The sequence below is a fragment of the Alistipes sp. An31A genome (genome assembly GCF_002159425.1).
Lineage (GTDB): Bacteria > Bacteroidota > Bacteroidia > Bacteroidales > Rikenellaceae > Alistipes > Alistipes excrementigallinarum.
This window is the reverse complement of the sequence record NZ_NFIO01000019.1, coordinates 1-25446: the sequence shown is the minus strand read 5'-3', so window position 1 is coordinate 25446 and position 25446 is coordinate 1. Positions and strand designations below refer to the sequence as shown.

General features: G+C 68.1%; 22 protein-coding genes and 1 pseudogene. 21 read left to right on the top strand and 2 right to left on the bottom strand.

The features are described from left to right. The first annotated feature begins 166 nt into the window (after positions 1-166). From B5F90_RS10570 to B5F90_RS10505, 14 genes and pseudogenes are all read left to right on the top strand, one after another. Positions 167-1153, top strand: a complete 987-nt coding sequence (locus tag B5F90_RS10570) for a hypothetical protein (RefSeq protein ID WP_087362767.1) — start codon at positions 167-169, stop codon at positions 1151-1153. Beyond that, the gene (locus B5F90_RS10565; RefSeq protein WP_087362766.1) at positions 1150-3522 is read left to right on the top strand and encodes a hypothetical protein; all 2373 of its coding nucleotides are present in this window, start codon (positions 1150-1152) and stop codon (positions 3520-3522) included. Before B5F90_RS10570 ends, B5F90_RS10565 begins: the two co-directional genes overlap by 4 nt. After that, on the top strand, positions 3519-3803 hold the full coding sequence (locus tag B5F90_RS10560; RefSeq protein WP_087362765.1) for a hypothetical protein: 285 nt from the start codon (positions 3519-3521) through the stop codon (positions 3801-3803). The genes B5F90_RS10565 and B5F90_RS10560 overlap by 4 nt, the downstream gene beginning before the upstream one ends. After that, positions 3781-4356: pseudogene (locus tag B5F90_RS11215) on the top strand (Clp protease ClpP); the annotation flags it as partial. The gene B5F90_RS10560 and the pseudogene B5F90_RS11215, both read left to right, overlap by 23 nt. A gap of 1027 nt (positions 4357-5383) precedes the next feature. Then, positions 5384-6373, top strand: coding sequence for a hypothetical protein (locus tag B5F90_RS10550; protein WP_087362763.1), 990 nt, complete (start codon positions 5384-5386; stop codon positions 6371-6373). A 77-nt stretch (positions 6374-6450) separates the two neighbouring features. Next, positions 6451-7677: a phage portal protein gene (locus tag B5F90_RS10545; RefSeq protein ID WP_087362762.1), complete on the top strand. Its 1227-nt coding sequence runs from the start codon at positions 6451-6453 to the stop codon at positions 7675-7677. Between the two features lie 30 nt (positions 7678-7707). Next, complete coding sequence (locus tag B5F90_RS10540; protein ID WP_087362761.1) at positions 7708-8181, top strand: hypothetical protein; 474 nt, start codon at positions 7708-7710, stop codon at positions 8179-8181. Continuing rightward, positions 8156-8596, top strand: coding sequence for a phage holin family protein (locus B5F90_RS10535; RefSeq protein WP_087362760.1), 441 nt, complete (start codon positions 8156-8158; stop codon positions 8594-8596). The genes B5F90_RS10540 and B5F90_RS10535 overlap by 26 nt, the downstream gene beginning before the upstream one ends. Beyond that, positions 8593-9006: a structural protein P5 gene (locus B5F90_RS10530; protein WP_087362759.1), complete on the top strand. Its 414-nt coding sequence runs from the start codon at positions 8593-8595 to the stop codon at positions 9004-9006. The genes B5F90_RS10535 and B5F90_RS10530 overlap by 4 nt, the downstream gene beginning before the upstream one ends. Positions 9007-9384: 378 nt before the next feature. Further along, positions 9385-10860, top strand: a complete 1476-nt coding sequence (locus B5F90_RS10525) for a ComEC/Rec2 family competence protein (protein WP_087362758.1) — start codon at positions 9385-9387, stop codon at positions 10858-10860. After that, the gene (locus B5F90_RS10520; RefSeq protein ID WP_087362757.1) at positions 10857-12008 is read left to right on the top strand and encodes a methyltransferase domain-containing protein; all 1152 of its coding nucleotides are present in this window, start codon (positions 10857-10859) and stop codon (positions 12006-12008) included. Before B5F90_RS10525 ends, B5F90_RS10520 begins: the two co-directional genes overlap by 4 nt. Positions 12009-12216: 208 nt before the next feature. Further along, positions 12217-13524, top strand: coding sequence for a YhjD/YihY/BrkB family envelope integrity protein (locus B5F90_RS10515; RefSeq protein WP_087362770.1), 1308 nt, complete (start codon positions 12217-12219; stop codon positions 13522-13524). 36 nt (positions 13525-13560) lie between these two features. After that, positions 13561-14340 carry a DUF2520 domain-containing protein gene (locus B5F90_RS10510; RefSeq protein ID WP_308663406.1) on the top strand — a complete coding sequence of 260 codons (780 nt, stop codon included), beginning with the start codon at positions 13561-13563 and terminating at the stop codon, positions 14338-14340. Further along, a complete protein-coding gene (locus B5F90_RS10505) occupies positions 14316-14861 on the top strand; it encodes an HAD hydrolase family protein (protein WP_087362756.1) in 546 nt (181 codons plus the stop codon). The genes B5F90_RS10510 and B5F90_RS10505 overlap by 25 nt, the downstream gene beginning before the upstream one ends. A gap of 417 nt (positions 14862-15278) precedes the next feature. Here B5F90_RS10505 and galE read toward each other — a convergent pair whose 3' ends face one another. Further along, entirely contained in the window at positions 15279-16316 is a 1038-nt protein-coding gene (gene galE, locus B5F90_RS10500) for a UDP-glucose 4-epimerase GalE (protein WP_087362755.1), read from the bottom strand. A 610-nt stretch (positions 16317-16926) separates the two neighbouring features. Between galE and B5F90_RS10495 the strand changes: the two genes are divergently transcribed. The 7 genes from B5F90_RS10495 (at position 16927) to B5F90_RS10465 (ending at position 24163) form a co-directional block, all read left to right on the top strand. Further along, the gene (locus B5F90_RS10495) at positions 16927-17850 is read left to right on the top strand and encodes an ABC transporter ATP-binding protein (protein WP_087362754.1); all 924 of its coding nucleotides are present in this window, start codon (positions 16927-16929) and stop codon (positions 17848-17850) included. Between the two features lie 26 nt (positions 17851-17876). Beyond that, positions 17877-18404, top strand: a complete 528-nt coding sequence (locus tag B5F90_RS10490; RefSeq protein ID WP_087362753.1) for a hypothetical protein — start codon at positions 17877-17879, stop codon at positions 18402-18404. A gap of 37 nt (positions 18405-18441) precedes the next feature. Further along, positions 18442-19764, top strand: a complete 1323-nt coding sequence (locus B5F90_RS10485; protein WP_087362752.1) for an ABC transporter permease — start codon at positions 18442-18444, stop codon at positions 19762-19764. Between the two features lie 167 nt (positions 19765-19931). Continuing rightward, positions 19932-20963, top strand: coding sequence for a DHH family phosphoesterase (locus B5F90_RS10480; protein ID WP_087362751.1), 1032 nt, complete (start codon positions 19932-19934; stop codon positions 20961-20963). A 21-nt stretch (positions 20964-20984) separates the two neighbouring features. Then, positions 20985-21872, top strand: a complete 888-nt coding sequence (locus tag B5F90_RS10475; RefSeq protein ID WP_087362750.1) for a LysR family transcriptional regulator — start codon at positions 20985-20987, stop codon at positions 21870-21872. A gap of 405 nt (positions 21873-22277) precedes the next feature. Continuing rightward, complete coding sequence (locus B5F90_RS10470) at positions 22278-23372, top strand: YeiH family protein (RefSeq protein WP_087362749.1); 1095 nt, start codon at positions 22278-22280, stop codon at positions 23370-23372. Positions 23373-23410: 38 nt separating this feature from the next. Further along, on the top strand, positions 23411-24163 hold the full coding sequence (locus B5F90_RS10465; protein WP_239307796.1) for an alpha/beta hydrolase: 753 nt from the start codon (positions 23411-23413) through the stop codon (positions 24161-24163). A 343-nt stretch (positions 24164-24506) separates the two neighbouring features. Here B5F90_RS10465 and B5F90_RS10460 read toward each other — a convergent pair whose 3' ends face one another. Then, on the bottom strand, positions 24507-25091 hold the full coding sequence (locus B5F90_RS10460; RefSeq protein WP_087362748.1) for a GNAT family N-acetyltransferase: 585 nt from the start codon (positions 25089-25091) through the stop codon (positions 24507-24509). Positions 25092-25446: the final 355 nt, after the last annotated feature.

The window sequence follows — 25446 nt, the reverse complement described above, 5'->3', positions numbered from 1 at the left end:
CCCCGGGCCCAACCCCGGGCCCAACCCCGGCGTCCAACCCCGGCGTCCAAAGCTCGATGCTCAACCCCCGGTGCCCGACCCCCCCCGACCCCCCCCGGGTCCAACCCGGCGCCCTTCCCCGGACCCCATCTGCACCCTATCCCGAAAAACCAACACACCACGCGATATGATACAGTTTACGCAACTTCCCGAAAACAATGCGCCGCTCGGCGGCGAACTGCGCTGCATCTTCGAACTCGATGATGTGAGCGGCGAGGCCGAAGACCATCTTCTGCAGCTGCTCGATGCTCGGACGGGCAACACCCTCGCCACGCGGCGCTATGCCCGCTGCTTCGGCGGGTCGGCCGACATCGCCCCCATGCTCCGCCCGCAGGCCTGCTTCACCCCCGCCGCGGGGTCGACCGGATTCTTCGACGACGAGGTCCGGACGGTTCAGATTGTGGTGCGGGCCGACGATGCCCGCTCCGACGCCCTCCTCTTCCTGCCCGTGGGCGGGGTCTCGGCGCAGGAGGCCGGCAAGGCCGTGGCCCCCGGGCTGCGGACGACGATGCCCCTCTGCCGCCTCATCTCCCCCGTCGAGTGCGAGGAGCTCACCCTCTTTGCCGAAGAGCCCCTCCGCGTGACGGTGACGGCCCATATGGGGGGCGAGCGGACCGAGAGCAGCAGCTACCTCTCGACGCACGGCGGCTGGCAGCTCTTCCGGCTCAACATGAACGACCTGTCCGAAGAGACGGTGCGCGTGACGGTCGAGGCGGGCGAGTGGGGCACGGTGACCTACTCCGTGGCGCCGGCACCCCACGGAAGCCGCCGTCTGGCGTGGCGCAGCGCGGCGGGCTCCGTCGAGCACTACACCTTCCCCTTCGAGACGGTCGTGGCCAAGCAGACGGTCAAGGAGCGCGTCTACGGCGCCGCGGGCCACGAGGTGGTGCGCATCACCTCGGAGCGCCTCGTGACGCTCCGCTCGGCCTTCGAGCGGGAGGAGGTGATGGAGGCGCTCGCCGGCATCGTCTCCTCGTCGCAGGCCTGGCTGCTCTGCGGGGAGGTGTACCTGCCCGTCGACGTGGTCACCAGCGAGGTGGAAATCAACCACCACGGCACCTACGACGCGCTCGAGGTTGCGATTCGTCCCACCCGTAAGGAGGTTGCGCTATGAGTTCCGAAATCCGTATCGATGACCAGCCCTGCGACCTGAACGGTACGCCGCAGCTCCGCCCCGGATTCGATGCCGCGGCGCTTGCCGACCCGGCGACCGCCCGCGAGGGCTCCTCCATGGAGCTGCTGCTGCCCCGCTCGCCGCGCAACGACCGCCTGCTGGGCGACGCCTATGCGCCGCAGGGTACGCGCACCTTCAACCTCACCACGCGCCGCGTCGACATCGAGTGGAAGGGGGCGCTCCTCTTCAGCGGTACGGCGCGCCTGCTCTCGTGCGGCCCCGAGGGCTACCGCCTCGAGCTGCGCGACGGGGCGCCGCAGTGGGCCCGCAGCGCCGCGCTGGGAATGCTCCGGACGCTGCCCGTCTCCTTCCGCATGCAGCTCACGCCGGTCGACATCTGCGCCGGGTGGAGCGACTCCTCGGCGGTGAAGTTCTTCCCCGTGGTGCGCGACGACTACCCCAAGCAGAGCTCCGGAACGGGGCTCTATCCCGCCGAGCGGCTCCTCTCGGTGGACGACTATCACCCCTTCCTGCAGCTGGCCCCGATGGTCGAGGCCATCTTCACCGGGGCGGGCTACACGGTCGAGAGCCGCTTCCTCGAATCGGAGTTCTTCCGCTCGCTCTACATGAGCGGCGCCTACACCTCGCACGACACCTCGCTCCTGCAGAAGCGCATGGGCTTCTTCGCCCGCCGCCTCAGCACCGCCCGGGCGCAGGCCGACTCCCTGGGACGGGTCTACGCCGACCCCTACCGCACGCAGTACAGCGTGGGCAACATCGTCGAGACGGCCCAGCCGCAGAGCGTCGACGAGGACGGCGAGCCGCTGGGCGAGCAGCTCTTCAACAACGGCGGCTGCTTCCGCCAGGAGGATGGCGGCATCGTCTTCCGCCCCCTGAGCGAGGTGACCGTCGGCTTCGAATACTTCCTCCGCTACACGACCGAGCACCGGATTCTGGACCGCAACCGCCTCACGGGCTTCGATTCGCTCTACCTGGGGACGGGGAGCCGGCTGCAGTTCTCGCTGGCCAACCGCTTTGTGGACCGGCGCAACAACCTGAGCCCCAACTACGAGTATCTGGTGGTAGTCTTCGGCCACAAGGAGGGGGCCGAGTACCGGCTCACCTACGTCACCGGGGGCAAGTCGCAGACCTGGTGCGAATTCTCGGGCCGCACGGCCAAGGTCTCCACCCCTCCGACCGGCTCCTTCTCGAACCCCATGCTCATGCGCCGGGGTCTGAACGTCTGGATAGAGTACACGCTCGACTGGGCGCTCTACGACGGCTACCTCGAGGAGCGGGGCACCACGACCGTCGAGCTGCGGGTGAGCTCGACGCCCGTCACCGCCTCGCCCACCTCGCCCGTGCGCTTCGACACAATCTTCTTCCAGGGCGCCGAGCCGGGAATGACCCTCACGCTCGACAAGGAGTGCTCGATGCGCCCCCTCTTCTCGGGGCGTCCCGGCTACGATGAGCTGCTCGAATTCGGCGACGTGGCGCGCCACGAGGTGCGGCAGATGGAGCTGCTGCAGGCCGTCGGACACCTCTTCAACCTGCGCTTCTTCACCGAGGAGCCCTCGCGGAGGGTCTGGATTGAACCGGCCGACGACTTCTACGGCGCGGGGCCCGATGCCGACTGGCGCTCGCGGACCGACTTCTCGGAGCCGGTCGAGTTCGAGGAGCTCTCGCCCGGATTCCGCGAGCGGCGCACGTGGTGCTACGCCGCTGCCGAGGGGGCCGTGGCCCGAGCCGACGAGGAGTCGGGCGAGGAGTTCGGCGCCTGGAGCTACGAGATGACCAGCCGGGCCACGAAGATGGGCGAGGAGCGGCTGCGCAACCCCCTCTTTGCACCGGTCTTCAGCGTGAAGGGTTACTACGCCAATGCCGCCTCGGCCTCGCTGCTCCAGGTGGGCGACCGCGACGCCGAGGTGCCCGACGGCAACATCGCCCCCACGGTGGTGCGCTACTGCGGCCTCCACTCGCTGCCCGAGGGCGAGCGGTGGGGATTCCCCTACGAGCAGGCCGAGTACCCGCTGGCGGCCTTCAACCATGCGGGCGATGACGAGACGGAGCCCTTCACGCTCACCTTCGGCGACCTGGAGGGGGCCGAGGGGCTGCGCAGCCGCTACCTCGCCCAGAGCGAAATCGAGGACCTCCGCCAGCGCATCACCCTCACGCTGCGGCTCGAACCCCACGAATATGCGGCGTTGTTCACCCCCGGGACGGGGATGCCCGACATCCGCTCGCGCTTCCGCCTGGATACGGGCGCGGGCGAGGTGGTCGCCATCCTCGAGGCCGTCGAGCGCTACGACCCCGAGCGGTCGTCGGCCCGCTGCCGCTTCATCCGTCTGATGGAGGACGGCCTGCGATGAGCGGTGAGGAACGGCTGGTGGGGATGCTCGCCCGGGAGCTCCGCGGACGGAGCCCCGAGGAGGCGGCGCGGCGGCTGCTTGCGCGGGGGCTGGTCGCCCGCGGGGCCTGCGAGCGGTGGCTGCTCCGCGAAGAGGTCGAGCGGCGCATCGCCGCGGGTGCGGGGTGCTGCGAGGCGATGGAGGCCGTGGCCGTGGAGCTCGCCTGTTCCTATGGAAAGGTACGCAACTGTTATTATCAAACTTTCAAAAGTAACCATGATGAAATCGGAAATTCGGATTAGAAACAGCGCCGACGTCTGCTACATCGACATCGAAGGCAACATCGGCGTGCCGGAGGAGTGGCAGTTCGACGACCCCGGAGCGCGGGTGGCCACCTACGAGCGGTTCCGGGCCGCCGCGGCGCGCATCGCCGCGCTGGAGGCTGCCGAGGTGGTGGTCTCGATTCGCTCGACGGGCGGCGACGTGAACGACGCGCTGCTGATTTACGACGCGCTGCGCACCCTGCCGGGACGCATCACCACCCGCTGCTACGGCTACACGGCCTCGGCCGCGACGCTCATTGCGCAGGCCGCCTCCGAGGGGCGGCGCGAGATTGCCGCCGGGGCGCTCTACCTGATTCACAATTCGGAGTGCTCGGTCGAGGGCAACGTCGCCGAGCTTGAGGCCCGCATCGGGCTGCTGCGCAAGACCGACGAGCGGCTGGCCGAAATCTATGCCGTCCGTTCGGGCCGTCCGGCTGCCGAATTTGCGGCGCTGATGGCCGAGAACAACGGCTCGGGACGCTGGCTCTCGCCCGAGGAGACGGTGGCGGCGGGGCTGGCCGACCGCGTCATCGGCGCCGAGGCAGGCAACCCCTCGGAGGGGAGTGCCGCCGGGGGTGAGGAGCTCTACGGCTTCGACGGCGGGGAGGATGCGGAGGCTCCCGACAGTCCCGACGGCTCCGACGGTCCCGACGGTCCCGACGGTTCCGACGGTCCCGACGGCGCTGACGGCTCCGGCTCGGATGCGGCTGCGGGCTCGGCCGTGGCTGCTGCGGGCGGTGAAGCCTTCGGCGGCGGGCCGCGGCGGAGCGGACTGCCCGAGGGACTGGTCCGCTGGGTGCGGCAGACGCTCCGCAGCTGGCGGGAGCGCCTCACGACGGAGCATCGCACGGCTGCGGCAAAGGCCGCGCCGCAACACTCCGCATCGCAGCATCCGGCGCCGGGCGGTCCGGCGGAGCAGCACCCCGCGCCGGGCGGCTCTGCTGAGCCGGTTCTGCCCGAGGCCTCGGCCGCAGTACCCGCATCGGAGGCGGCACCCGGAGCAGGAGGCTCTGCGGCGCTCTTCCCGTCGGAGGCGGCGCCCGCTTCGGAGGGTACTGCCGCAGCCCCCGCGCCGGAGGGTCCTGTTGCAACCCCTGCGTCGGCAGTTCCTGTGTCGGCGGCGGTGCAGCCCTCGGAGCGCATTCCGCAGTCGATGCGGCGCTCGGTGCTGGCGCTGCGGGAGGCGCAGCTGCGCGTCGAGCCCACGCGGGTGCGTCCCGTCGAGGACCCCTCGTGCCGCGAGCGGCTCCATACGGCCAACGAGCGGGCCTATGCCGAGGATGCCCGTTCGTTCGCCAAGAGCTGACCCCTTGCGGGCGGGAGCGTCGGGTCGTACCCCTCTGCCGGCCCGGCGGCCCCCCCCCTCCCGGCCGCTCCGGCGGAGGCCCGGGGTCCCTTCCGCCGGCCGGAGACCCTCCTCCGACGCCCCCCTCTTCCGTCAACTTTCTCCTTTCTGAACTGAAAAAAGGCGGCCCCGGGATGCCACGCACCGCGGAGCGCGGTCCCCGGAGCCCTTCACGAACAATCAACCCTTTAACCATCCAAAAACACAGTTTGCCATGAGTTTTCTCGAAAACCCCAAGCAGTACACGGGCCAGGAGCTCGAAACCATCTTCTTCCGTCCGATGCTGAGCGGCCCTTCGGCCCAGGAGCTGGGCGTGCGCATCCTCTACAACATGCCGGTGCCGACGACCGTCCAGTTGTGGGACGGCCGCCGCGACATCCTCCAGAAGTACACGGCCGCCGGCTGGAGCGGCGGCGAGACGGCCCACCGCTACCAGAAGACCATCCAGCTCAGCCGCGTGAAGGCCGAACTGGGCTTCTCGGCCGCCGACTACTTCGCGCAGGTCTACGAGCTGATTGCCGCCCGCGCCGACGTCAACATGGAAGACCTGACGGGCACCGAGCTCGAGCAGGCCGAGACGACGCTCTTCAAGCAGGCCGTGGCCGAGGGCATCCGCGCGACGATGTGGATGGGTGACTCGGCCGGCGAGGCGGGGCTCAACACCTTCGACGGCTTCCTCAAGGCGCTCACCGCCTTCGCCGCAAGCGAGGAGGAGGAGGACATCCACACCTTCTCCTACACCTCCTCCGAGCTGGCTGCGCCCGAAGATGCCGTCGAGCTCTTCGACCGCCTGTGGAACGAAGCCGACTGCCGCTTGCAGGACCTCAAGGCCGAGGGGCAGCTCGCCTTCTTCGCCACGTCGGACATCTGCCACCTCTACGAGAAGTACCTCGACTCGAAGGGCGCCGACGCCTCCTACATCGACACGGTCAACGGCCGCCGCACGCTCGCCTACCACGGCATTCCTGTGGTCGACGTCCGCCTGGGTGCCTACCTCGCCGACTCGACCTATCCCAAGTCGTTCTGCCTGCTGACCGACCGCCGCAATCTGGTGCTGGCGGTCAACACGGCCGACTTCCCCGGCACCGAAATCCGCATGTGGTACAACCCCGACCTGATGGAGAACCGCCAGCGCGCCACCTTCATGGCCGGATGCGACATCCTCGACGAGACGATGCTCTCCTACGCCTGGCAGCAGGCCTGACCAACCGCGGCCGACGGCGGGGGCCCTCCCCTCGGGGGGCGCCCCGCCGCCTCCGCACAACGACTGAACATTGAACCATGAAGAAAAAGAAGTGCAATCCGAAAACGGCGCTTGCCGTCACGGGGCGCGGCGAGCCCGAGCCGCTCTTCGGCGGCGGGCGCATCCAGAGCGACCGCTTTTGGCGCTGGGGCGACGACAACCTCTTCCCCGAGGCGCTGGCCCTCATGGCGCGCCGCTCGACCACCCATCGCCGCATCATCAACGACAAGGCCGACTACATCTCGGGCAAGGGGGTCATATGCGACGCCTCCTCGCCGCTGCTGCAGGCCTTCGTCGAGCGGGTGAACGGCCAGGGCGAGAGCCTCCGCGGGCTGCTCAACCGGCTGGCGCTCGACAAGGCGCTCTTCGGCAACGCCTTCCTCGAGGCGGTGACCGACGAACGCCACACGCTGCTGGCGCTCTACCACCAGGACGCCTCGCGCTGCCGCCTGGCCCGCGACTCGGCCCACGTGCTGCTCCACCACGACTGGAGCGCCTTCCGCCCCTCGGAGGCGCGCACGCTGCCCCTCTACCCCCTCTACGAGCGGCAGGAGGACGGCACGCTGCGCACCATGGTCCACTACAAGGACTACGAGCCGACGTTCGCCCACTACGGCGTGCCGCCCTACATCGCCGGCTTCGACGTCTCGGCCATCGCCTATAAGACCGACCGCTGGAACATCTCGCGGCTCGACAACTCGTTCCAGCTCTCGGGCGTCATGATGCTCGACGGCGCGGTCGACAGCGAGGCCGAGGCTGAACGCATCGTGCGCACGGCCGAACGCAAGTTCGCCGGGCGGCCCGGGCAGGTGATGTTCGTCATCAAGGAGGGCGACGAGAAGGACCACTCGCAGTTCATCCCCATCGCCTCGCAGAACGAGGGCGACTGGAAGGCGCTCCACGAGCAGGCCGTCTCGGACATCGTCGTGGCCCACTCGTGGTTCCGGACGCTGAGCGGCCTGGACTACGCCGGGGGCTTCAACGCCGAGCGCATCCTCCACGAGTACGAGGTGGCGCTCAACACGGTCATCCTCGGCGAACAGGCCGAGCTGCTCGAACCCGTGCGCAAGCTCATCGGCGAGGTGCTGGGGCTCGACGCCTCGTCGGTCGAAATCGTCAACCGCCCGCCGACCCGCTCGAAACCCATCTACATGAAGGTGTGGGAGGCGCGCAAGGCCGACGGCCTGGAGTACGACCCCGGGGATGCGCGCCAGCAGCAGTTCCTCTCGGAAATCACCAAGTACAACATCCGGAGCATCGACTGATGCCCGGCTCCGTAAAACCCTCACACGACCATGAATACGCTCATTACCGCACGGCAGGTTGCGGAGCTCGCCTTCGATGCGGGCGAATTCCTGCCGCCCGGAGCCGTCACCGAGGCCGACATCGCGGCCGCCGAGGAGCGCTTCCTGCTCCCGGTGGTCGGACGCCCCCTCTGCGACCGGCTCCGCGAGGGGGGCTACCCCCAGCTGCTCGACGACTACGTCGCCCCGGCGCTGGCGGCCTGCGTCCGCCTCTCGGTGCAGCCGATGCTCGACATCCGCACGGGCCCCTACGGCTCGACGGCACCCCGCTCCGACTGCTTCGAACCGGCCGACGAGGAGCAGTGCACGGCCCGGCTCCGGGCGCTGCGCCGCCGCGCGCGGACGCTGCTGCACCGCATGTCGGAGTGGCTCGACGCCCACGCCGGCGAACACCCCGAATACCAACCCCGCGAAAACATCTTCAAACGCTGCACCATCGATGGAAACCTTGTTCAGATTCATTAGCGGCACGCTGACGGCCGTCGCCTCGCTCTTCGCCCCCGTCGGTCCGCTCGTGGCCTGCGTCACGCTCTTCATCGGGGTCGACTTCGTGACGGGCGTGGCGGCCGACCGCGCCGCCGCCCGGCGCGAGGGGCGCGTGTGGTACTTCGAGAGCTGCGAGGCGTGGCGCACCGTGCGCAAGCTCTCGCTGGTGGTGGTCTCGGTGGGCATGGCCTGGCTGCTGGACTGCTGCGTGCTGGACTTCCTGCATCTGCGTCTGGCCAACCTGCTGACGGGCTTCGTCTGCGGGGTGGAGATGTGGTCCTTTCTGGAGAATGCCGCCCAGTTGTCGGATGCGCCCCTTTTCCGGGCCATGCGCCGCGTGCTCCACCGTCGGCTGCACGAGGGCTCCCGCGGCGGGAAGGGAGGTGTGCGATGAGCCGCGGCATGAGCAACTGCAATCCGGGCAACATCCGCCGCTCGCGGACCCGCTACAAGGGGGAGGTGCGCCCCTCGCGCGACCCCGAATTCAAGCAGTTCGCATCGCTCGAGTGGGGCTACCGGGCCATCTTCGTGCTGCTGCACACCTACCGTGTGCGCTACGGGCTCGGAAGCCTCGACGGGATGATTGCCCGCTGGGCCCCGCCCTCGGAGAACCGCACCGACCTCTACCTCCGCTTCGTGGCCGAACGGACGGGGCTGAAGGCCGACGAGCCGCTCGATACCTCGTGCCGGGCGACGATGCTCCCCCTGGCGGCGGCCATCTCGCTCATGGAGAACGGGGTGGAGGCGCCGCGCGAGGCGCTCGAACGGGGCTGGGAGCTCTTCCGCGCCGATTTTCCCGCATAGGCGGGGTGGGGTTTCGGCCGGGCAGCGCCTCGGCCGGGCTCCCGGCGGGGCGGCTTTCCCGCGTAGACGGGGCTTCCGGCGGTGCGGTTTTTCAGTGTAGGCGGGAGAGAACTTCCGGCCGGGCCGCGTCGACCTCCTCCGAACGAAGCCCGGGCCGTTCCCCGGAAGCCTCCCCGCTCCCGGAACTCCTTCCCGGAATTCACCTGTCTCCGGAGACCCTTGCCCCCCAAAAATCTCCCCACGCTCGAACCGTTTACCCGAAGATTCTGTCCGTCCGTGGACCGTCGGCGCCCTTTTGGAGGAGCCGGCGGAGGAAACGGCACTGAAAAGGGGTCGTGCAGAGCCATCCGCGCGCCCTTTTTTGGTATCTTTGTCCTCGTGAAACTGCGCTATCTTGGTGAACGGCTCGAGGGGCTCCCCATGCTGCGGGCGCTGCTGCCCGTGGTGGCGGGCATCCTCACGGCAATGCATTTCGCACTGCCGCTGTGGCTCCTCGTCGGGGGCTTCCTGCTTTGCGGCGCGGCGGCCCTGCTGCTGCGCTCGCCGCTCCATGCGGCGGCGATGCTCTTCCTCTTCGGTGCCGGGGCGGTCGAGGTGCACGGTCCCGTGCGGCAGCTGCCCGCGGGTCGGAGCCTGCTCTGCGCGGTGAGCATCGGGGAGTTCCCCACGGTGCGGGGCCGCACCTGCTCGGCTGCGGCCCGGGTCCATGCGTGGCGCGACGAGGCGGGCCGGTGGCACCCGGCCGATGCGCTGGTGATGCTGCGGGCCGACACGGCGCTGCACCTCGGCTCCGGGGAGCGGCTCCTCTGCCGCGGCGTGGTGCGCCCCTTCTCGGGCGGTGCGGCGAGCTACCGCCGTCTGATGGCCTGCCGCGGATATGCCGGCAGGATGTGGCTCCCGAAAGGGGGCGTCGTGGAGCGCTCCGCACCGGCCGGCTTCTCGCTCCACCGGGCCGCCGTCGGACGGCTCGCGGAGCTGGGCCTCGAAGGGGAGGCCGCAGCCCTGTGCCGGGCCATGGCCGTGGGCGAGCGGAGCGGCCTGACGCCCGGGCTGCGCGACCGCTACGCCCGCAGCGGCACGTCGCATCTGCTGGCCGTCTCGGGGCTCCACGTGGGGATTGTCTTCGCGGCGGTGAACCTGCTTCTGGGGTGGCTTCCGCTGCTGCGCCGCGGCCACCTGGTGCGCAGCCTGCTGGCGGTGGCCTGCATCTGGCTCTATGCCGCCGCGACGGGATTCGCTCCCAGCACCGTGCGGGCCGCCGTGATGTTCACGCTGCTGCAGGCCTCGCTGGTCTCGAGCTCGGACTACGCCTCGCTCAACGCCCTCTGTGCCTCGGCGCTGCTCATGCTCGCCTGGAACCCCGGATACCTCTTCGACATCAGCTTCCAGCTCTCGTACCTCGCCGTGGCGGCCATCATCCTCTGGGGCGTGCCCCTCTGTCGCCGGCTGCGAAGCCGATGGCGCGGCGTGAACCTGCTGGTCGACAGCGTGGTGGTGAGTCTGGTGGCGACGGTGGCCACGGCGCCGCTCGTCGCCCACACCTTCGGGCTGCTCTCGCTCTCGGGACTGGTGGTCAACCCCGTGGCCGTGCTGCTGGGCGGGGTGGTCGTCACGGGTTCGCTCCTCTGGCTGCTCTTCCCGTTCGGAGTGCTGCGCCCGCTCCTGTCGGCGCTGCTTACGGCCGCCGCCGAGGGGCTCGACGGGTTGGTGGCCGCAGCCGCCGCATGGCGCTGGGGCGCCGTCGAGGTGTCGCTTCCGGGCGGAGCCGCGGCTGCGCTCTATGCCCTGATGGCTGCGGCGACACTCTGGGGCGCATGCAGGAAGCCGAAAAAAACGCTAACTTTGCCGCGATGATGACCCTCGAAGAATACCGTCTGCTCATGGAGCCCGACGTGCGGCGCGCCGTCGAGGCCAACCGCGGCCGCAACCCGCTGGAGGTGGCCCTCGACAAGCACCTGCCCCATGCGGCGCTCGTCGCCACGCAGGTCAAGTACCTCGCCCGCGCCGCCGCGAAGCTCCCCTCGTACGCCGCCGCGGGGTGCATCCTCCCGCCGCTGGCCTTCGAGCAGGCCTCGAGCGAGGCGTGCGCCGCCCACAAGCAAATCGGCGGCGGCCGGCTGCTGGAGCTCACCTGCGGGCTGGGCGTCGACACGCTCTACCTCTCGCGCCGCTTCGAGCGTGTGGTGACGCTCGAACGCTCGGAGGTGCTCGCCGCCGTGGCGCGCGAGAACTTCCGCCGGCTGGGGGTCGGGAACGTCGAGGTGGTGACCGCCTCGGCCGAGGAGTATCTGGCCCGCTGCACCGAACACTTCGACTGGCTCTACGCCGACCCCGACCGCCGGAGCGCCGACGGCCGCAAGCAGCTGCGCCTGGAGGCCTCGTCGCCCGACGTGCTGGCGCTGCTCCCGCGGCTCCGCGAGGTGGCCGACCGCCTCTGCTTCAAGCTCTCGCCGCTGTTCGACGTCGACGAGGCGCTGCGCCTCTTCACCCCCTGCAGCGTCGAGGCGGTCTCGCTGGGCGATGAGTGCAAGGAGCTGGTGGTCCGCATCGACGGCGCTCCGCCGCAGCTTGCGGCAACGGCGCTCGGGCGGGGCGCCTTCGCCCTGCCGGTCGGTGAGCGGGAGGAGCTTCCGCCGGCAGAACCCTTCGAGGCGGAGCGTTACCGCTGGCTGGTGCAGCCCGACGTGGCGCTGCAGAAGTGCCGCCTGGCCCGCCGGGCGCTGGCGGGGGTGGCCGACCTGTGGAGCGAGAACGGATACGGCTTTGCCGTGGAGGAGCCCCGCGGCGTCTTGGGCAGGGTCTTTGCCATCGAACGCATCGAGCCCTTCGACCCGCGCGGCCTGCGCCGCGAGCTGCGGGGCCGTGGCGCCGAGCTGCTCAAGCACGACTTCCCGCTCTCGGGCGAGGAGCTTGCCCGCCGGCTGGGGGTGCGCCGGGGCGGCGGACCGCGTCTGGCCTTCACGCGAATCGAGGGGCGTTTTTGGACAATACGTCTAAAATAGTTATCTTTACGGAGCCTCCGCCCGCTACGGAGCCTCCGCCCGCCGGACCAGCATCGCGCTGAAAGCCGCGCCGAAACAGCGCCGGACCCGTGCCGAATGCTGCGTCCGCACCCGGATGCCGCGTCCGGACCCGGACCGAAAACTGCGCCGCACCGAATGCCGCGCCCGGGCCAAAGCCAAAACCGACCAAAACCGACCGAACCAGACCATGAAACTCAAGGAGCTGCCCACATACCTGACCGATACGCTCCTCTCGCGCGAGCCGGGCGAATTCCGCAACCCCGTCATGCGGTGGTTCGTGCGGCAGTACCGCCTGCTCTTCTATACGGCACGGGGGATGCGCGAGCACGACACCTTCGTGCGGAGCGCCGCGCTGACCTTCTACACGCTCATCTCGGTGGTCCCCATCGTGGCGGTCATCTTCGCCGTGGTCAAGGGCTTCGGGCTGGCCGAGGGGCTCGTGCAGGAGCTCTACGGCCTCTTCCCGCGCAACCCCGAGATTGTCGACTACCTGGTCTCGTTCGCCGACAATGCGCTGGCCCGTACGCGGGGTGGCGTGGTGGCCACCGTGGCGCTGGTCATGCTCTTCTGGTCGGTCATCCGCGTCTTCGGCTCCATCGAGAGCGCCTTCAACAACATCTGGGAGGTGAAGGTCACGCGCAGCGTGGCGCGCCAGTGGACCGACTACATCTCGGTGGTGCTCATCGGCCCGCTGCTGTGGATTGTCGCCAACGCGCTGGGCTCCTACGCCGAGGAGCTGCTCGGCTTCCGCGACTCGCTCCCCTACATCCTCCTCTCGAAGGCAGCCTCGGGCGTGCTCATCTGGCTGATGTTCACGCTTCTATACCTGATAATACCCAATACGCGCGTGCGCTTCACGAGCGCCCTGACGGCCGGACTGGTCGCCGGCACGCTCTTCATCCTCTTCCAGTGGGGCTACATCCACGTGCAGCGCTGGATGACCTCCTACAACGCCATCTACGGCAGCTTCGCGGCGCTGCCGCTCTTCCTGCTCTGGCTGCAGTTCTCGTGGGAAATTCTCCTCTTTGGCGGCGAGCTCTCGTTCGCCTACCAGAACATCGCCCGCTTCAGCGAGGAGCGCGAGTCGCTGCGCATCAGCTACGACCAGCGGCGCAAGGTGCTGCTGGCGGTCATGCTGGTGGTCGTGCGCCGCTTCCGCCGCGAGGGCGGGGCGATGGCTGTCGAGGAGATTCGCACGCGGATGAACCTCCCGACGCGCATCCTCAACGATGTGCTCTACCAGCTGGTGCAGGCTGGGCTTCTGGTGGCCGTGCGGCGGAGCGACGGCGAGCGCGACGAGGGCTTCGTCCCCGGGCGCGACATCAACTCGCTGACGCTCTACGGCGTGCTGGAGGCGGTCGAGGATGCCGGCCAGACCTCCTTCGCACTCAACGAGAGCCGCGAACTGGCGAGCGTCGACCGCGAACTGGAGCGGGTCAAGCAGGCGGCGTGCATGTCGGGCGACAACCTCCGCCTGGTGGATATCCCCGAATAGGGCGGCGGGTGTGCGTCCGGAACGAATCGAACAGAGATGGAACTGAAACGTGTAGTGATTGTCGGCAGCGGAAATGTTGCCGAAGCATTGGCGCGGGCCCTGCCCGCGAGCGGCGTGGAGCTCTGCCAGCTCTTCGCCCGCAATCCGGAGCGCGGCCCCCGTGTGGCGGCGCTCGGCGGTACGACCTGGACGGACGACCCCCGGAGTCTGGCCGCGGCGGACCTCTACCTGGTGGCGGTGAGCGACCGCGCCGTGGGCGAGGTTGCCGCCTCGCTGCCCGTTCCCGCCGGGGCGGTGGTGGCCCATACGGCGGGCAGCGTCCCCCTCGATGCGCTCGGAGGCTTCGCGCACCGGGCGGTCCTCTACCCGCTGCAGACCTTCACGGCGGGGCGCGCCGTCGACTTTGCGCAGGTGCCCCTCTTCATCGAGGCCTCCGACGAGGCCACGCGCGGGGCCGTGGAGCGCTTCGCACGGCGCCTCTCGACGCAGGTATACCCGGCCGACTCGCAGCGCCGCGGCGCCCTCCATCTGGCGGGCGTCCTCGCCTGCAACTTCGTCAACGCGCTCTACACCGCGGGCGAGCGGACCCTCGCCCGCGAGGGGCTCCCCTTCGAGGTGCTCAAGCCGCTGATTGCCGAGACGGCCGCCAAGGCCCTCGCCTCCCCGTCACCCGCCGCCGTGCAGACCGGACCCGCCGTGCGGGGCGACCTGCCGACGCTGGAGCGCCACCGCGCCCGTCTGGCGGGGGATGCGCTGCTGCTCGAAATATACAACTCAATGAGTCAATACATATGGGAAACTTCAAGGAAGATATAGCCCTCACCGAAGCCTTCGTCTTCGACGTCGACGGCGTGATGACCGACGGCTCGATTATGCCGCTGCCTGGCGGTGACTTTCTGCGCCGCTACAACGCCAAGGATGGCTACGCACTGGCCTACGCCGTGCGTCAGGGCTACCGGGTGTGCGTCATCACGGGAGGCCACGGGGCTACGCTCGAGCGGCGCCTTCAGATGCTGGGCGTCAAGGACTTTTATATGGACTGCATGGACAAGATTGCCGTCATGCGCTCCTACTTCGAACGCGAGGGGATAGACCCGGCCCACGTCATCTACATGGGCGACGACATCCCCGACCTGGAGTGCATGCGCATGGTGGGGATTCCGGTTTGCCCGGCCGATGCCGCCTCGGAGGTCATCGAGGCGGCGCGCTACGTCTCCGAATTCAACGGCGGACGGGGGGCCGTGCGCGACATCATCGAGCAGGTGCTCCGTGCGCGGGGCGACTGGGCCCGCTCCTCGATAGGGGTGACCCCCGCCTCGATGGACCCCCAGCGGTAGCGGGGGCGGCTGCGGCTGTTGGAGGAGGATTGTCGGCGGAGTTTGCCGCTGGACGGAGACGGCCGACAGACGGTGGAAAAGGACGCAAGGGCGGCGGAGTACTCTGTCGTCCGGAGGCGTATTGTCCCGGGAGTCGGAAAAGCAGCGGAGGCGAGCAACAGCGGAACCGGGAGTAAAGCGGAACCGGGAATGCCGCGGAACTAATGCGGAACTAAAAAGAGGGGAGGAAATTCCTGCGAATGGATTTCCTCCCCTCTTCTTAGTTATTGGGTTATTGGGCTGCTGTCGGCGGATTTCGGGGCCGTTGGGCCGCTGACCGGCGGATTCCGGCGCGGCGGCTTATGCATCTCAGCCCGCGCCGCATCTCAGTCCGCTCCGTGCCCTGAAACATGCTGTGCATCAGGGCCGTGCCGCGCCTCAGGCCATGCCGCGCAGATGCTTCTCCCAGGCCCAGGCCGAACGGAGCGTGTCGTCGAGCGAACGCTCGGCCTTCCACCCCAGCTCGGTGTTGGCATAGCTCGGGTCGGCCCAGATGGCCACGATGTCGCCCGCACGACGGCCGACAATCCGGTAGTTGAGCTTCACGCCGTTGGCCTGCTCGAAGCGGTGCACCAGCTCGAGCACCGAGACGCCGCGGCCGGTGCCGATGTTGAAGATTTCGTAGTCGGCCTTGCTGCGCCCCTCGACCATGCGCGCGATGGCCGTCACGTGGGCCCGCGCCAGGTCCACCACGTCGATGTAGTCGCGGATGCACGAACCGTCGGGCGTCGGGTAGTCGTCGCCGAAGACGCTCAGACACTCGCGCACGCCGGCGGCCGTCTGCGTGATGTAGGGGACGAGGTTCTGCGGCACGCCGCGCGGCAGCTCGCCAATGAGGGCCGAGGGGTGTGCCCCGATGGGGTTGAAGTAGCGCAGGGCGATGCCGCGCAGCCCGTCGTAGGCCGCCAGCGAATCGCGCAGGATGTCCTCGCACATCTGTTTGGTGTTGCCGTAGGGCGAGGTGGCCGGCTTGCGGGGCGTCTGCTCGGTGACGGGGAGTTTGTCGGCCTCGCCGTAGACGGTGCACGACGACGAGAAGACGATGTTGTGGCGTCCGAACTCGCGCATGAGCCGGATGACGTTCATGAACGAGGTGAGGTTGTTGCGGTAGTATTCCAGCGGCTTGTGGACCGATTCGCCCACCGCCTTCGAGGCGGCGAAGTGAATCACCGAGTCGAATTCATACTCTTCGAAGACCTTGCGGAAGGCCTCGTAGTCGCAGCAGTCGACCTGGACGAAGGGGACCTCGCGTCCGGTGATTTTGCGCACCCCTTCGACGGCGCCCATGTCCGAGTTGGAGAGGTTGTCGACGATGACCACGTCGTATCCCGCCTCGATGAGTTCGACCGAGGTGTGCGAGCCGATGTATCCGGCGCCGCCGCTGACCAGCACGCATTTGTTCTTGTTCTGCTCCATAACCGTATAGTTTGATTGATAGTCGCTTGTCTCTCTGTAGCCGCCCGCGGCCGGTCTGTGGGGCGGAAGGGCCGCCGGCGTCTCCGTCTCCGGCCTCTGCCGCCGGGCCCCGCCGTTTGTCCCTTCGCCGACCCCCGTCGTCGGGCTCTGTGGGGCGGCCTCTGTCGGTTCTTCCGGTTGCCTCCGCCGCCGGGTTTGCCGGTTGCCTCTGCCGCCGGGCCCCGCCGTTTGTCCCTTCGCCGACCCCCGTCGTCGGGCTCTGCGGGGCGGCCTCTGTCGGTTCTTCCGGTTGCCTCCGCCGCCGGGTTTGCCGGTTGCCTCTGCCGCCGGGCCCCGCCGGTCCCGTCGTCGGGCCCCCGCGCGGCCGCCTCTTCCGCCCGCCTCCGGTGCCTCCGTCTCCGGTCGCTGCACCGGCCTCAGGCGCCTCCGGGCAGCTGCCGCAAAATTAACGCTTTTCCCCCTACGGCGGCGCGGTCGACGCCCGTTTTTTGAAGCCCGAACCTTCTGTTTTATCGAAAAACGATAAATAATTGTCGATATTTCGGAAATAATCCCTATATTTGCTCGTGATAAACCGTGACGGAACGTCACCCAAAACACTCTTTCCACCATGGACATTCTCAGCGTCGAGCACGTCTCGAAACGGTTTGCCGAACATACGGCTCTGGACGACGTCTCGCTCTCCATCCCCAAAGGTTCGGTCTACGGCCTGCTGGGCCCCAACGGCGCCGGCAAGACGACGCTCATCCGCATCATCAACCGCATCACGGCCCCCGACAGCGGCCGCGTCCTCTTCGACGGGCGCGACATCGCCCCCGAAGATGTCCGCCGCATCGGCTACCTGCCCGAGGAGCGCGGCCTCTACAAGAAGATGAAGGTGGGCGAGCAGGCCCTCTTCTTCGCCCGCCTCAAGGGGCTCTCGCGCCGCGAGGCGACCGCGCGGCTGAAGGAGTGGTTCGCCCGCTTCGGGATTGAGAACTGGTGGGACAAGCGCGTCGAGGAGCTCTCGAAGGGCATGGCCCAGAAGGTGCAGTTCATCGTCACGGTGCTGCACCGCCCCGAGCTGCTGATTTTCGACGAGCCCTTCTCGGGCTTCGACCCCATCAACGCCAACCTGCTCAAGGAGCAGATTATGGCGCTGCGCGACCAGGGGGCGACGGTCATCTTCTCGACCCACAACATGTCGTCGGTCGAGGAGGTGTGCGACCACATCACCCTCATCAACAAGTCGCACAACATCCTCTCGGGGCGCGTCGACGACATCCGCCGCCGCCACGGCAACAACATCTTCGAGCTCTACTACCGGGGCGACGAGGCGGCGCTGCGCGAGGCGCTCGCCCCGCTGTGCGAGGTGCTGGGCGCGGCCGACGAGCCGACGGCCGACTACTCCTCGCTCAAGCTCCACGTCGACGACGACGCCCGCGTGCGCGAGGTGATTCGCCGCGCCAACGAGGCGGTCGAGCTCCGCTCCTTCACCGAAATCATCCCCTCGATGAACGATATCTTCATCCGGGCGGTCAACGGCACGCTCTGAGCCGCCGCCCGAAAAACCCTCCGGCCATGAAAGCACGAATCCGAAACGCCCTCCGCCGCACGCTGCTTGCGGCTACCGTACTGCTTCTGCTGGGCTGCCTGCTCACGGGCGAGCGCCCCGACGTGAAGCTCTGGCTCGCCGTCGTCCTGCTGCTGGTGACCCACCTGCTCTCGCTCCGGGAGTCGCTGCGCGCCCCGCAGTCCGACGACGGGGCGGGACAATCCGCCGGCACCGCCGCCCGAACGGCCTCCGCCGGCAACCCCGCCGAAACGACCGCCGCCGGGGTCCCGGCCGGCACCTTCGACGCCTCTGCTGCCGCTCCGGCCTCCGCGGGGGCCGCACGCCGCGACGAGTCGGCGCGTCCGGCCTGGCGCCGCAGCCTCACGGCGCCCCAGATTACGGGGCTGCTCCTCTTCGTCATCTCGGTCAACGAGGCACTGGCCTGCCTGCGCCTGATGGCCCGGGGCGGCGAGACGGCGCTGCCGCTGGCCCTTGCCGTGCTGCTCTCGGCGGGCGGCCTGTGGTATCTGGTGAGCCACGGAAAACAAGCATAGGAACACAAACCGCAACTGCGAACAAGAGAAACTGACCATGTCGAACATCTCCATCATCATCGGACGCGAGTTCAACGAGCGCGTCCGCAAGAAATCCTTCATCATCACCACGCTGCTCATGCCCGTGCTGGTGCTCGCCCTGATGGCGGCGCCGGCCCTCATCATGCGCTTCTCGACGGGGGAGCTCAAGCGCATCGCCGTCATCGACGAGAGCGGACGGGTGGCCCCCGCGCTCGAAAGCGACGAGGAGTTCCGCTTCGAACCCACTGAGCTGACCACCGACGAGGCGCGCCGCAGCCTTGAGGATGTCTACGGCATCCTCTACATCGGCCGCGACGTGATGACCAACCCCGACAACGTGCGCCTCTACCTCAACGGCTCCTCGTCGCTCTCGGTTGAGGAGAACATCACCGGCCAGATTGAGGACATCATCGAGACGGAGAAGCTCAAGGCCTACCACATCGAGAACCTGCCGCAGATTCTCGACGAGGTGAAGACCACGGTTCACATGCAGACCTTCCGCAACGACGAGTCGCAGGAGGAGGATTCGCAGGCCCGCTCGTCGGTCATCGCCTCGGCTTCGGGCTTCGTGCTGGGGATGGTGCTCTACATGTTCCTGCTCATCTACGGCGGCATGGTCATGCAGTCGGTCATCGAGGAGAAGAACAACCGCGTGCTGGAGGTTGTGGTCTCGTCGGTGCGCCCCTTCGAGCTGATGATGGGTAAAATCCTGGGCGTGGCCTCGGTGGCCGTGGTCCAGATTCTGATTTGGGGCGTGCTGATTTGCGGCGTCGGGGCGCTGCTCATCCCCCACCTGATGCCCGCCGAGGTGATGGCCGGGGCGCAGGCCATGCAGCAGGGCGTGCCCGAAGCGGCGGCCCTCTCGGGCGTCAGCCCCGAGATGATGCAGGCCGTGGCGACGATGACCGACTTCGGCTATCTGGTCCAGATATTCGTCTGCCTGCTGCTCTTTGTCGTGGGCGGCTATCTGCTCTACTCGGCGATGTTCGCCGCCGTGGGCTCGGCCGTCGACAGCGTGCAGGACGCCCAGCAGCTGCAGACCCCCATCACCATCCCCATCATCCTGGCCTTCCTGGTGATGGTCTCGGTGATGAAGGACCCCAACTCGCCGCTGGCCTTCTGGTTCTCGCTCATCCCCTTCACCTCGCCCGTGGTGATGATGGCGCGCATCCCCTACGGCATTCCCACGTGGGAGGTGGTCCTCTCGCTGGTGCTGCTCTACGCCTCGTTCGTGGCGATGGTCTGGCTGGCCGGCAAAATCTACCGCGTGGGCATCTTCATGTACGGCAAGAAGCCGACCTTCCGCGAGCTGCTCAAGTGGATGAAATACAAGTACTGACCCCTCGGCCGGCAGGGTGCCGGCCCGGATGCTGCAATCCGGCGGCGGAACCCCTTGCGGGGAGCTCCGCCGCTTTTTTCGCACGCCGCGCGGTGCACCGTCCGGGACGACATTTGCGAACTCGCACTTTTTCATTATCTTTGCGATGGTATTGACAACCTCCCGCCATGAATATTTCGCAAGACCGGATTGATGCCCTGCGCGCCCTGCTCGTTCGGCCCAGCCAGCAAATCGTGATTCTCTCGCACACCAACCCCGACGGCGACGCCATCGGCTCGTCGCTGGCCTGGAGCGACGTGCTCACCTCGATGGGCCACCGCGTAACCTGCATCGTCCCCAACAAATACCCCTACTTCCTCGACTGGATGCCCGGCATCGCCGACGTGGTCATCCACCGCACCGACACCGAGGGGCGCGCCTCCCGCGCCATCGCCGGGGCCGACATCATCTTCTGCCTCGACTTCAACGCCATCTCGCGGCTCGAGAACCTGAGCCAGGAGCTCGCCTCGAACACCACGGCGCGCCGCGTGCTCATCGACCACCACCTCTCGCCCGTCGAGGAGTTCGACATCGCCTTCTCGCACCCCGAGTCGTCGAGCACCTGCTTCCTGGTCTATACGCTCATCGAGCGGATGTTCGGCACCGACGCCATCACGCTCAAGATGGCCGAGGAGCTCTACGTCGGGATGATGACCGACACGGGCAACTTCGCCTTCTCGTTCCTCACGCCCGAGCTGTTCCGCGCCGTGGCGGTGCTTGTCGAGAAGGGCATCCACATCCCGACGCTCCACAACAACGTCTACAACGCCTATACCGAGGGGCGCGCGCGGCTCTTCGGCTACGCCATCAACCGCAAGATGGAGCTCATCGAGGATGGTACGGTGGCCTACATGTCGCTCAAGGAGAACGAGATGCGCCGCTTCCAGTTCCAGCAGGGCGACAGCGAGGGCTTCGTCAACTACGCGCTCACCATCAAGAAGGTGAAGATGTCGGCCATGTTCCTGGCCCACCGCAAGTTCATCCGCATCTCGCTCCGCTCGCGCGGCGACGTGGATGTCAACCTCTTCGCCCGCAAGTACTTCGACGGCGGCGGCCACAAGAATGCCGCCGGCGGCAAATCCTTCCTCACGATGGAGGAGACCATCGCCCACTACATCCGCTCGGTGCGCGAATTCGCCGAGCAGGGCGGACTGGGTTAACGTTAACACCGCGCCCCGGGCATGGACGACTTCCGACTCCGCGTCTTTCTGGCGGCGGCCCGCACGCTGAGCTTCACCCGGGCCGCCGAGGAGCTCTTCATCTCGCAGCCGGCCGTGAGCAAGCATGTCAGCGCGCTCGAAACGGCCTACGGCGTGACGCTCTTCAACCGGCGGGGCAGCCGCCTCTGTCTGACGGCCGCGGGCGAGGTGCTGCTGGGGTGCGCCGAGCGGCTCGAGGCCGAGTACCGTCACCTGCAGTACGCCATGAGCCGCTGCACCGAGCGCCTCGAGGGGGAGCTGCGCCTGGGGGCCAGCACGACCGTCGCCCAATACCTCCTGCCGCCGATTCTGGCCCGCTTCACTGCCCGCTATCCCCACCTTGACGTAACGCTTGCCTCGGGCAACAGCGACCAGATTGAGCAGGCGCTCGAACGGGGCACCGTCGATTTGGGCATCGTCGAGAGCTTCAGCCACCGCCACGGTCTCTTCTACGACCCCTTCACCGAGGACGAGCTGGTGCTGGTCGCCCGCCCCGATGGGGCCTACGGCCGGCTCGAGAGCGTCACCCCCGAGCAGCTCTGCACGCTGCCGCTGGTCATGCGCGAAGGGGGCTCCGGGACGCTCGAGGTGACGGCCGCGGCGCTGGCCCGCGCCGGCATCCGGCTGCGGATGCTCCGGATTGTGATGCGGCTGGGGAGCACCGAGGGCATCAAGGCCTTCGTGCGCAACAGCGACACGCTGGCCATCGTCTCGGTCATTGCGGTGGTCGACGAGCTGCGGCGCGGCGAGCTGCGGGTGATTGACCTCGAGGGGCTTTCGCTGCGGCGCAGCTTCTCGTTCGTCCACCCGGCGGCCGAGCTTCCCGAATCGGTCCGCCGCTTCACGGACTTCGCCCGCGCCTCGCTCTGAGGGTTTGCAGGAGACCCCCGCCGAGCGTTCTCACTTCAAATTGGGCAGCCGCTTTGTAGCCCTTGCCCGCGTCTCCAGCGTTTCATCCTCTCCGCCCTGTTGCCCTGCGCCTCGCTCTGCTCCGCATCCCCGCGCCCCACACTCCGCGCCCCACGCCTCCTCCTCTCGTCCCGTCCTGTCCCTGCCCGCAGCACCGCGCCCCGTACCTCCAGCGTCCGTGCCTCCTCCTTTCCACCCCTTTTCACCCCTTCATTATAACTTTTGGTTATCGCTTATAACCCTTTTTCGTTTTGACAACTCCGCGCCGTTTCGTACTTTTGCGGCGCAAAAGGGTCCGCCCGCCGCCCCGGCAGCCGCGCGCATCCCTCCCACCAAAAGAGAAAACACGAAAAAACCCGAAAAGTCATGATGAAAAAAGGTACCCGAGCCAACACCCTCCACGGCATCCTGCTCATTGCGCTCTTCTCGTTCGCGGCATTCTACATCGCCGAGATTCCCTTCGTCCGCAGCCTCTCGTTCAGTCCGCTCATCGTCGGCATCATCCTCGGCATGCTCTACGCCAACAGCCTGCGCAACCGCCTGCCCGAGACGTGGGTCCCGGGCATCAAGTTCTGCACCAAGCAGCTGCTGCGCTGGGGCATCATCCTCTACGGCTTCCGTCTGACGCTGGCCCAGGTGGCCGCCGTGGGCGTTCCGGCCGTGGTGGTCGACCTGGTGGTGGTGACGGTGACCATCCTGGGCGGCGTGGCCCTCGGACGCCTCATGCGCATCGACCGCGACACGGCGCTGATGACCTCGACGGGCAGCGCCATCTGCGGTGCGGCGGCCGTGCTGGGCGCCGAGCCGGTGGTCCGCTGCGAGGGCTACAAGACCGCCATCGCCGTCTCGACGGTGGTGATTTTCGGCACCCTCTCGATGTTCCTCTACCCGATTATGTACCGCACGGGGCTGCTCGAAGGACTCTCGGATACGGGCGTGGCCATCTATACGGGCAGCACGCTCCACGAGGTGGCCCACGTGGCCGGCGCCGGCAACGCCATGGACCCCACCGACTCGCTGGGCATCGCCGGTACGGCCACCATCACCAAGATGATTCGCGTCATGATGCTGGCCCCCGTGCTCGTCATCATGAGCTTCGCGCTCTCGCGCCGCCGCCGCGAAACCGCCGCCGGCGCAGGAGCTTCGGCCGACGCCCCTGCGGGCAAGAGCCGCATCACGATTCCCTGGTTCGCCTTCGGATTCATCGGCGTCATCTGCCTCAATTCGCTGCTGCAGTACCTGCTGGGGGTCGACTCCGTGAAGGAGATTCCGCTCAACGGCGCCATCGAGTACATTGACACCTTCCTGCTGACGATGGCCATGACGGCGCTCGGCACCGAGACGAGCATCGACAAGTTCCGCCAGGCGGGCGCCAAGCCCTTCCTGCTGGCCGGAGCGCTCTACCTCTGGCTGGTCGTGGGCGGCTATCTGGTGACCAAATACGTGGTTGAATGGTTGTAGGAGCCTCCGTCCCGGACGGGGCGGACTCCGCATACGATATGAAGGAGATGGAACACAACGAAGCGTTTCTCCGCTTCCGGCTCGGAGCCGGGGCGGAGGGTGACGAGGCGGCCGAACTGCTGCTCTGGCCGGCCGCCCGTCCCAACGGCCAGGCGGTCGTCGCCTGCCCGGGAGGTGGATTCAACCAGGTGGCGCTCGAGCGCGAGGGGTACCCCTTCGCCCGCTGGTTCAACGAGCGGGGCGTGACCTATGCCGTGCTCTGCTACCGCATGCCGCACGGACGTGCCGGCCTTCCGGCCGAGGATATCCGCTGCGCGCTGGCATTCATGCGCGAACGGGCGGCCGTGTGGGGCATAACGCGCCTCGGCGTGATGGGGGCCTCCATCGGCGGCCACATCGCCGCAACGGCCGCCACGCTCTTCGAGGGGGAGGAGCGCCCGGCCTTCCAGATTCTGCTCTACCCCGTCATCACGATGCTCGACGCCTGGGCCCACCGCCCCTCGCGCGGCCGGCTGATGGGCGAGAACCCCTCGGCGGAGCTCTGCGAGCTTCTCTCGCTCGAGCTGCACGTCACGCCGCAGACCGCCCCCGCCTTCATCGTGCTGGCCGAGGACGACGCGGCCGTCTCGCCGATGCACTCGCTGCGCTACTACGAGGCGTTGAGCGCCCGGGGCGTTCCGGCGCAGCTGCACGTCTACCCGCGCGGCGGCCACAGCTTCGCCTTCGACGACGCATTTCCCTATAAGGCGCTCTGGCTCGCCGAGCTGGAACGCTTCCTCGGAGAGGTGTGACCCCGCCGGCTCCCGGCGCCAGTTGTCGGTGCGTTTTGCCGGCGTGCTGCCGGTTTGTTGCCGATGTGCGTAGCCGGAGCCTGTTGCCGGAGTGTTTCCGGTAAGTGGCCCCGGCGCGTTTGCCGGCACCTCCCTTGTTCTCTTGACGCTTTTGGGCAGCCCCCTTGCCTCCCTTTGGCGTTGTGCAGGTACAACCTGCCGAACACCCCGCTCTTCCGTCTGGAGGAGCGGGGTGTTCCATAAGTGGCGGGGCGCTTCGGAATGGTTGGCGCCGGGCGGGGCCTCTCGGTGCGAAGGACCCGGACGGGGAAATGGTGCGGCGCCGGCGCAGCCCCGGATGGAGCTACCGCTCCGGCTCCTCGAGCCGGGGAAGGGTGGGGTGCTCGTGGCCCGAGTAGCGGAGCACCCGCTCGCGGACGAAGTCGACCGCGCGGCGGAGCTGCGCGGGGGTGAGCGGCTCGGGGTAGCTCATCACCACCAGCGGATGGGGTGCGAAGGGCTCCTCGTAGGAGGGGTGGATGTAGTGACAGGGGTTCTCGACGAAGCCCAGCCGCCGGTAGAAGTGGAGGCGGCGCAGCGCCATCCCCTCGATGGGCGGCTCGATTTCGAGCACCACCGGCCCGTCGGAGCTCCGGCAGTAGGCCTCGAGCGCCCGGGAACCGATGTTGTGCCCCCGCAGGGCGGGCGCCACGGCCAGATGCTCGGCGTAGCGGAACCCCTCGCCCCGCCAGTGGAAGAGGAGCCCGGCCAGCCGGTCGCCCAGCCAGATGCCGTCGGCCGTGAAGGCCGGGTCGGCCAGGGCGCGGATGTGGTGCTCGGCCGAACGTCGTTCGCAGGGCGGAAAGGAGTCGCGGTAGAGGCTCCAGGCCTCGTCCCACCCCGCATCGGCCGGCGAGCGGAAGGGGATGAATCGAAGGTCATGCTGCATGATGTGTGTCGTTTGGAAGTTTCAGGACGAAGATAGCGAAAATTCCCCGCTCCGCAAAACCGCCGCGCACCTCTCCGGAAGGGCCGCCCGCTTATCCGCATTGCCTGCTGCCCGCTCCTGCACCCCCCCCTCGTACCCGCCGCGCCTTGTATCCGCCGCGCTTTGTACCCGCACTCCGCCCCCGCTTCCGCACTCCGCCCCCGCCGCATCCCGCTGTTCGCTCCCGCTGTGTCCCGCTCGCCGTTGTGTCCCGCTCGCCGTTGTGTCCCGCTCGCCGTTGTGTCCCGCTCGCCGTTGTGTCCCGCTCGCCGCCTGCACCCGTTCCCCGCACCCGCCGCACCCCGCCGCCTTCCTT

Coding starts and splice junctions, on each gene's coding strand:
- B5F90_RS10540 (WP_087362761.1), top strand. CDS start 7,708: ATGAATACGCTCATTACCGCACGGCAGGTTGCGGAGCTCGCCTTCGAT.
- B5F90_RS10465 (WP_239307796.1), top strand. CDS start 23,411: ATGAAGGAGATGGAACACAACGAAGCGTTTCTCCGCTTCCGGCTCGGA.
- galE (WP_087362755.1), bottom strand. CDS start 16,316: ATGGAGCAGAACAAGAACAAATGCGTGCTGGTCAGCGGCGGCGCCGGA.
- B5F90_RS10490 (WP_087362753.1), top strand. CDS start 17,877: ATGAAAGCACGAATCCGAAACGCCCTCCGCCGCACGCTGCTTGCGGCT.
- B5F90_RS10480 (WP_087362751.1), top strand. CDS start 19,932: ATGAATATTTCGCAAGACCGGATTGATGCCCTGCGCGCCCTGCTCGTT.
- B5F90_RS10460 (WP_087362748.1), bottom strand. CDS start 25,091: ATGCAGCATGACCTTCGATTCATCCCCTTCCGCTCGCCGGCCGATGCG.
- B5F90_RS10495 (WP_087362754.1), top strand. CDS start 16,927: ATGGACATTCTCAGCGTCGAGCACGTCTCGAAACGGTTTGCCGAACAT.
- B5F90_RS10475 (WP_087362750.1), top strand. CDS start 20,985: ATGGACGACTTCCGACTCCGCGTCTTTCTGGCGGCGGCCCGCACGCTG.
- B5F90_RS10535 (WP_087362760.1), top strand. CDS start 8,156: ATGGAAACCTTGTTCAGATTCATTAGCGGCACGCTGACGGCCGTCGCC.
- B5F90_RS10550 (WP_087362763.1), top strand. CDS start 5,384: ATGAGTTTTCTCGAAAACCCCAAGCAGTACACGGGCCAGGAGCTCGAA.
- B5F90_RS10485 (WP_087362752.1), top strand. CDS start 18,442: ATGTCGAACATCTCCATCATCATCGGACGCGAGTTCAACGAGCGCGTC.
- B5F90_RS10505 (WP_087362756.1), top strand. CDS start 14,316: ATGGGAAACTTCAAGGAAGATATAGCCCTCACCGAAGCCTTCGTCTTC.
- B5F90_RS10545 (WP_087362762.1), top strand. CDS start 6,451: ATGAAGAAAAAGAAGTGCAATCCGAAAACGGCGCTTGCCGTCACGGGG.
- B5F90_RS10510 (WP_308663406.1), top strand. CDS start 13,561: ATGGAACTGAAACGTGTAGTGATTGTCGGCAGCGGAAATGTTGCCGAA.
- B5F90_RS10565 (WP_087362766.1), top strand. CDS start 1,150: ATGAGTTCCGAAATCCGTATCGATGACCAGCCCTGCGACCTGAACGGT.
- B5F90_RS10560 (WP_087362765.1), top strand. CDS start 3,519: ATGAGCGGTGAGGAACGGCTGGTGGGGATGCTCGCCCGGGAGCTCCGC.
- B5F90_RS10570 (WP_087362767.1), top strand. CDS start 167: ATGATACAGTTTACGCAACTTCCCGAAAACAATGCGCCGCTCGGCGGC.
- B5F90_RS10520 (WP_087362757.1), top strand. CDS start 10,857: ATGATGACCCTCGAAGAATACCGTCTGCTCATGGAGCCCGACGTGCGG.
- B5F90_RS10515 (WP_087362770.1), top strand. CDS start 12,217: ATGAAACTCAAGGAGCTGCCCACATACCTGACCGATACGCTCCTCTCG.
- B5F90_RS10530 (WP_087362759.1), top strand. CDS start 8,593: ATGAGCCGCGGCATGAGCAACTGCAATCCGGGCAACATCCGCCGCTCG.
- B5F90_RS10470 (WP_087362749.1), top strand. CDS start 22,278: ATGATGAAAAAAGGTACCCGAGCCAACACCCTCCACGGCATCCTGCTC.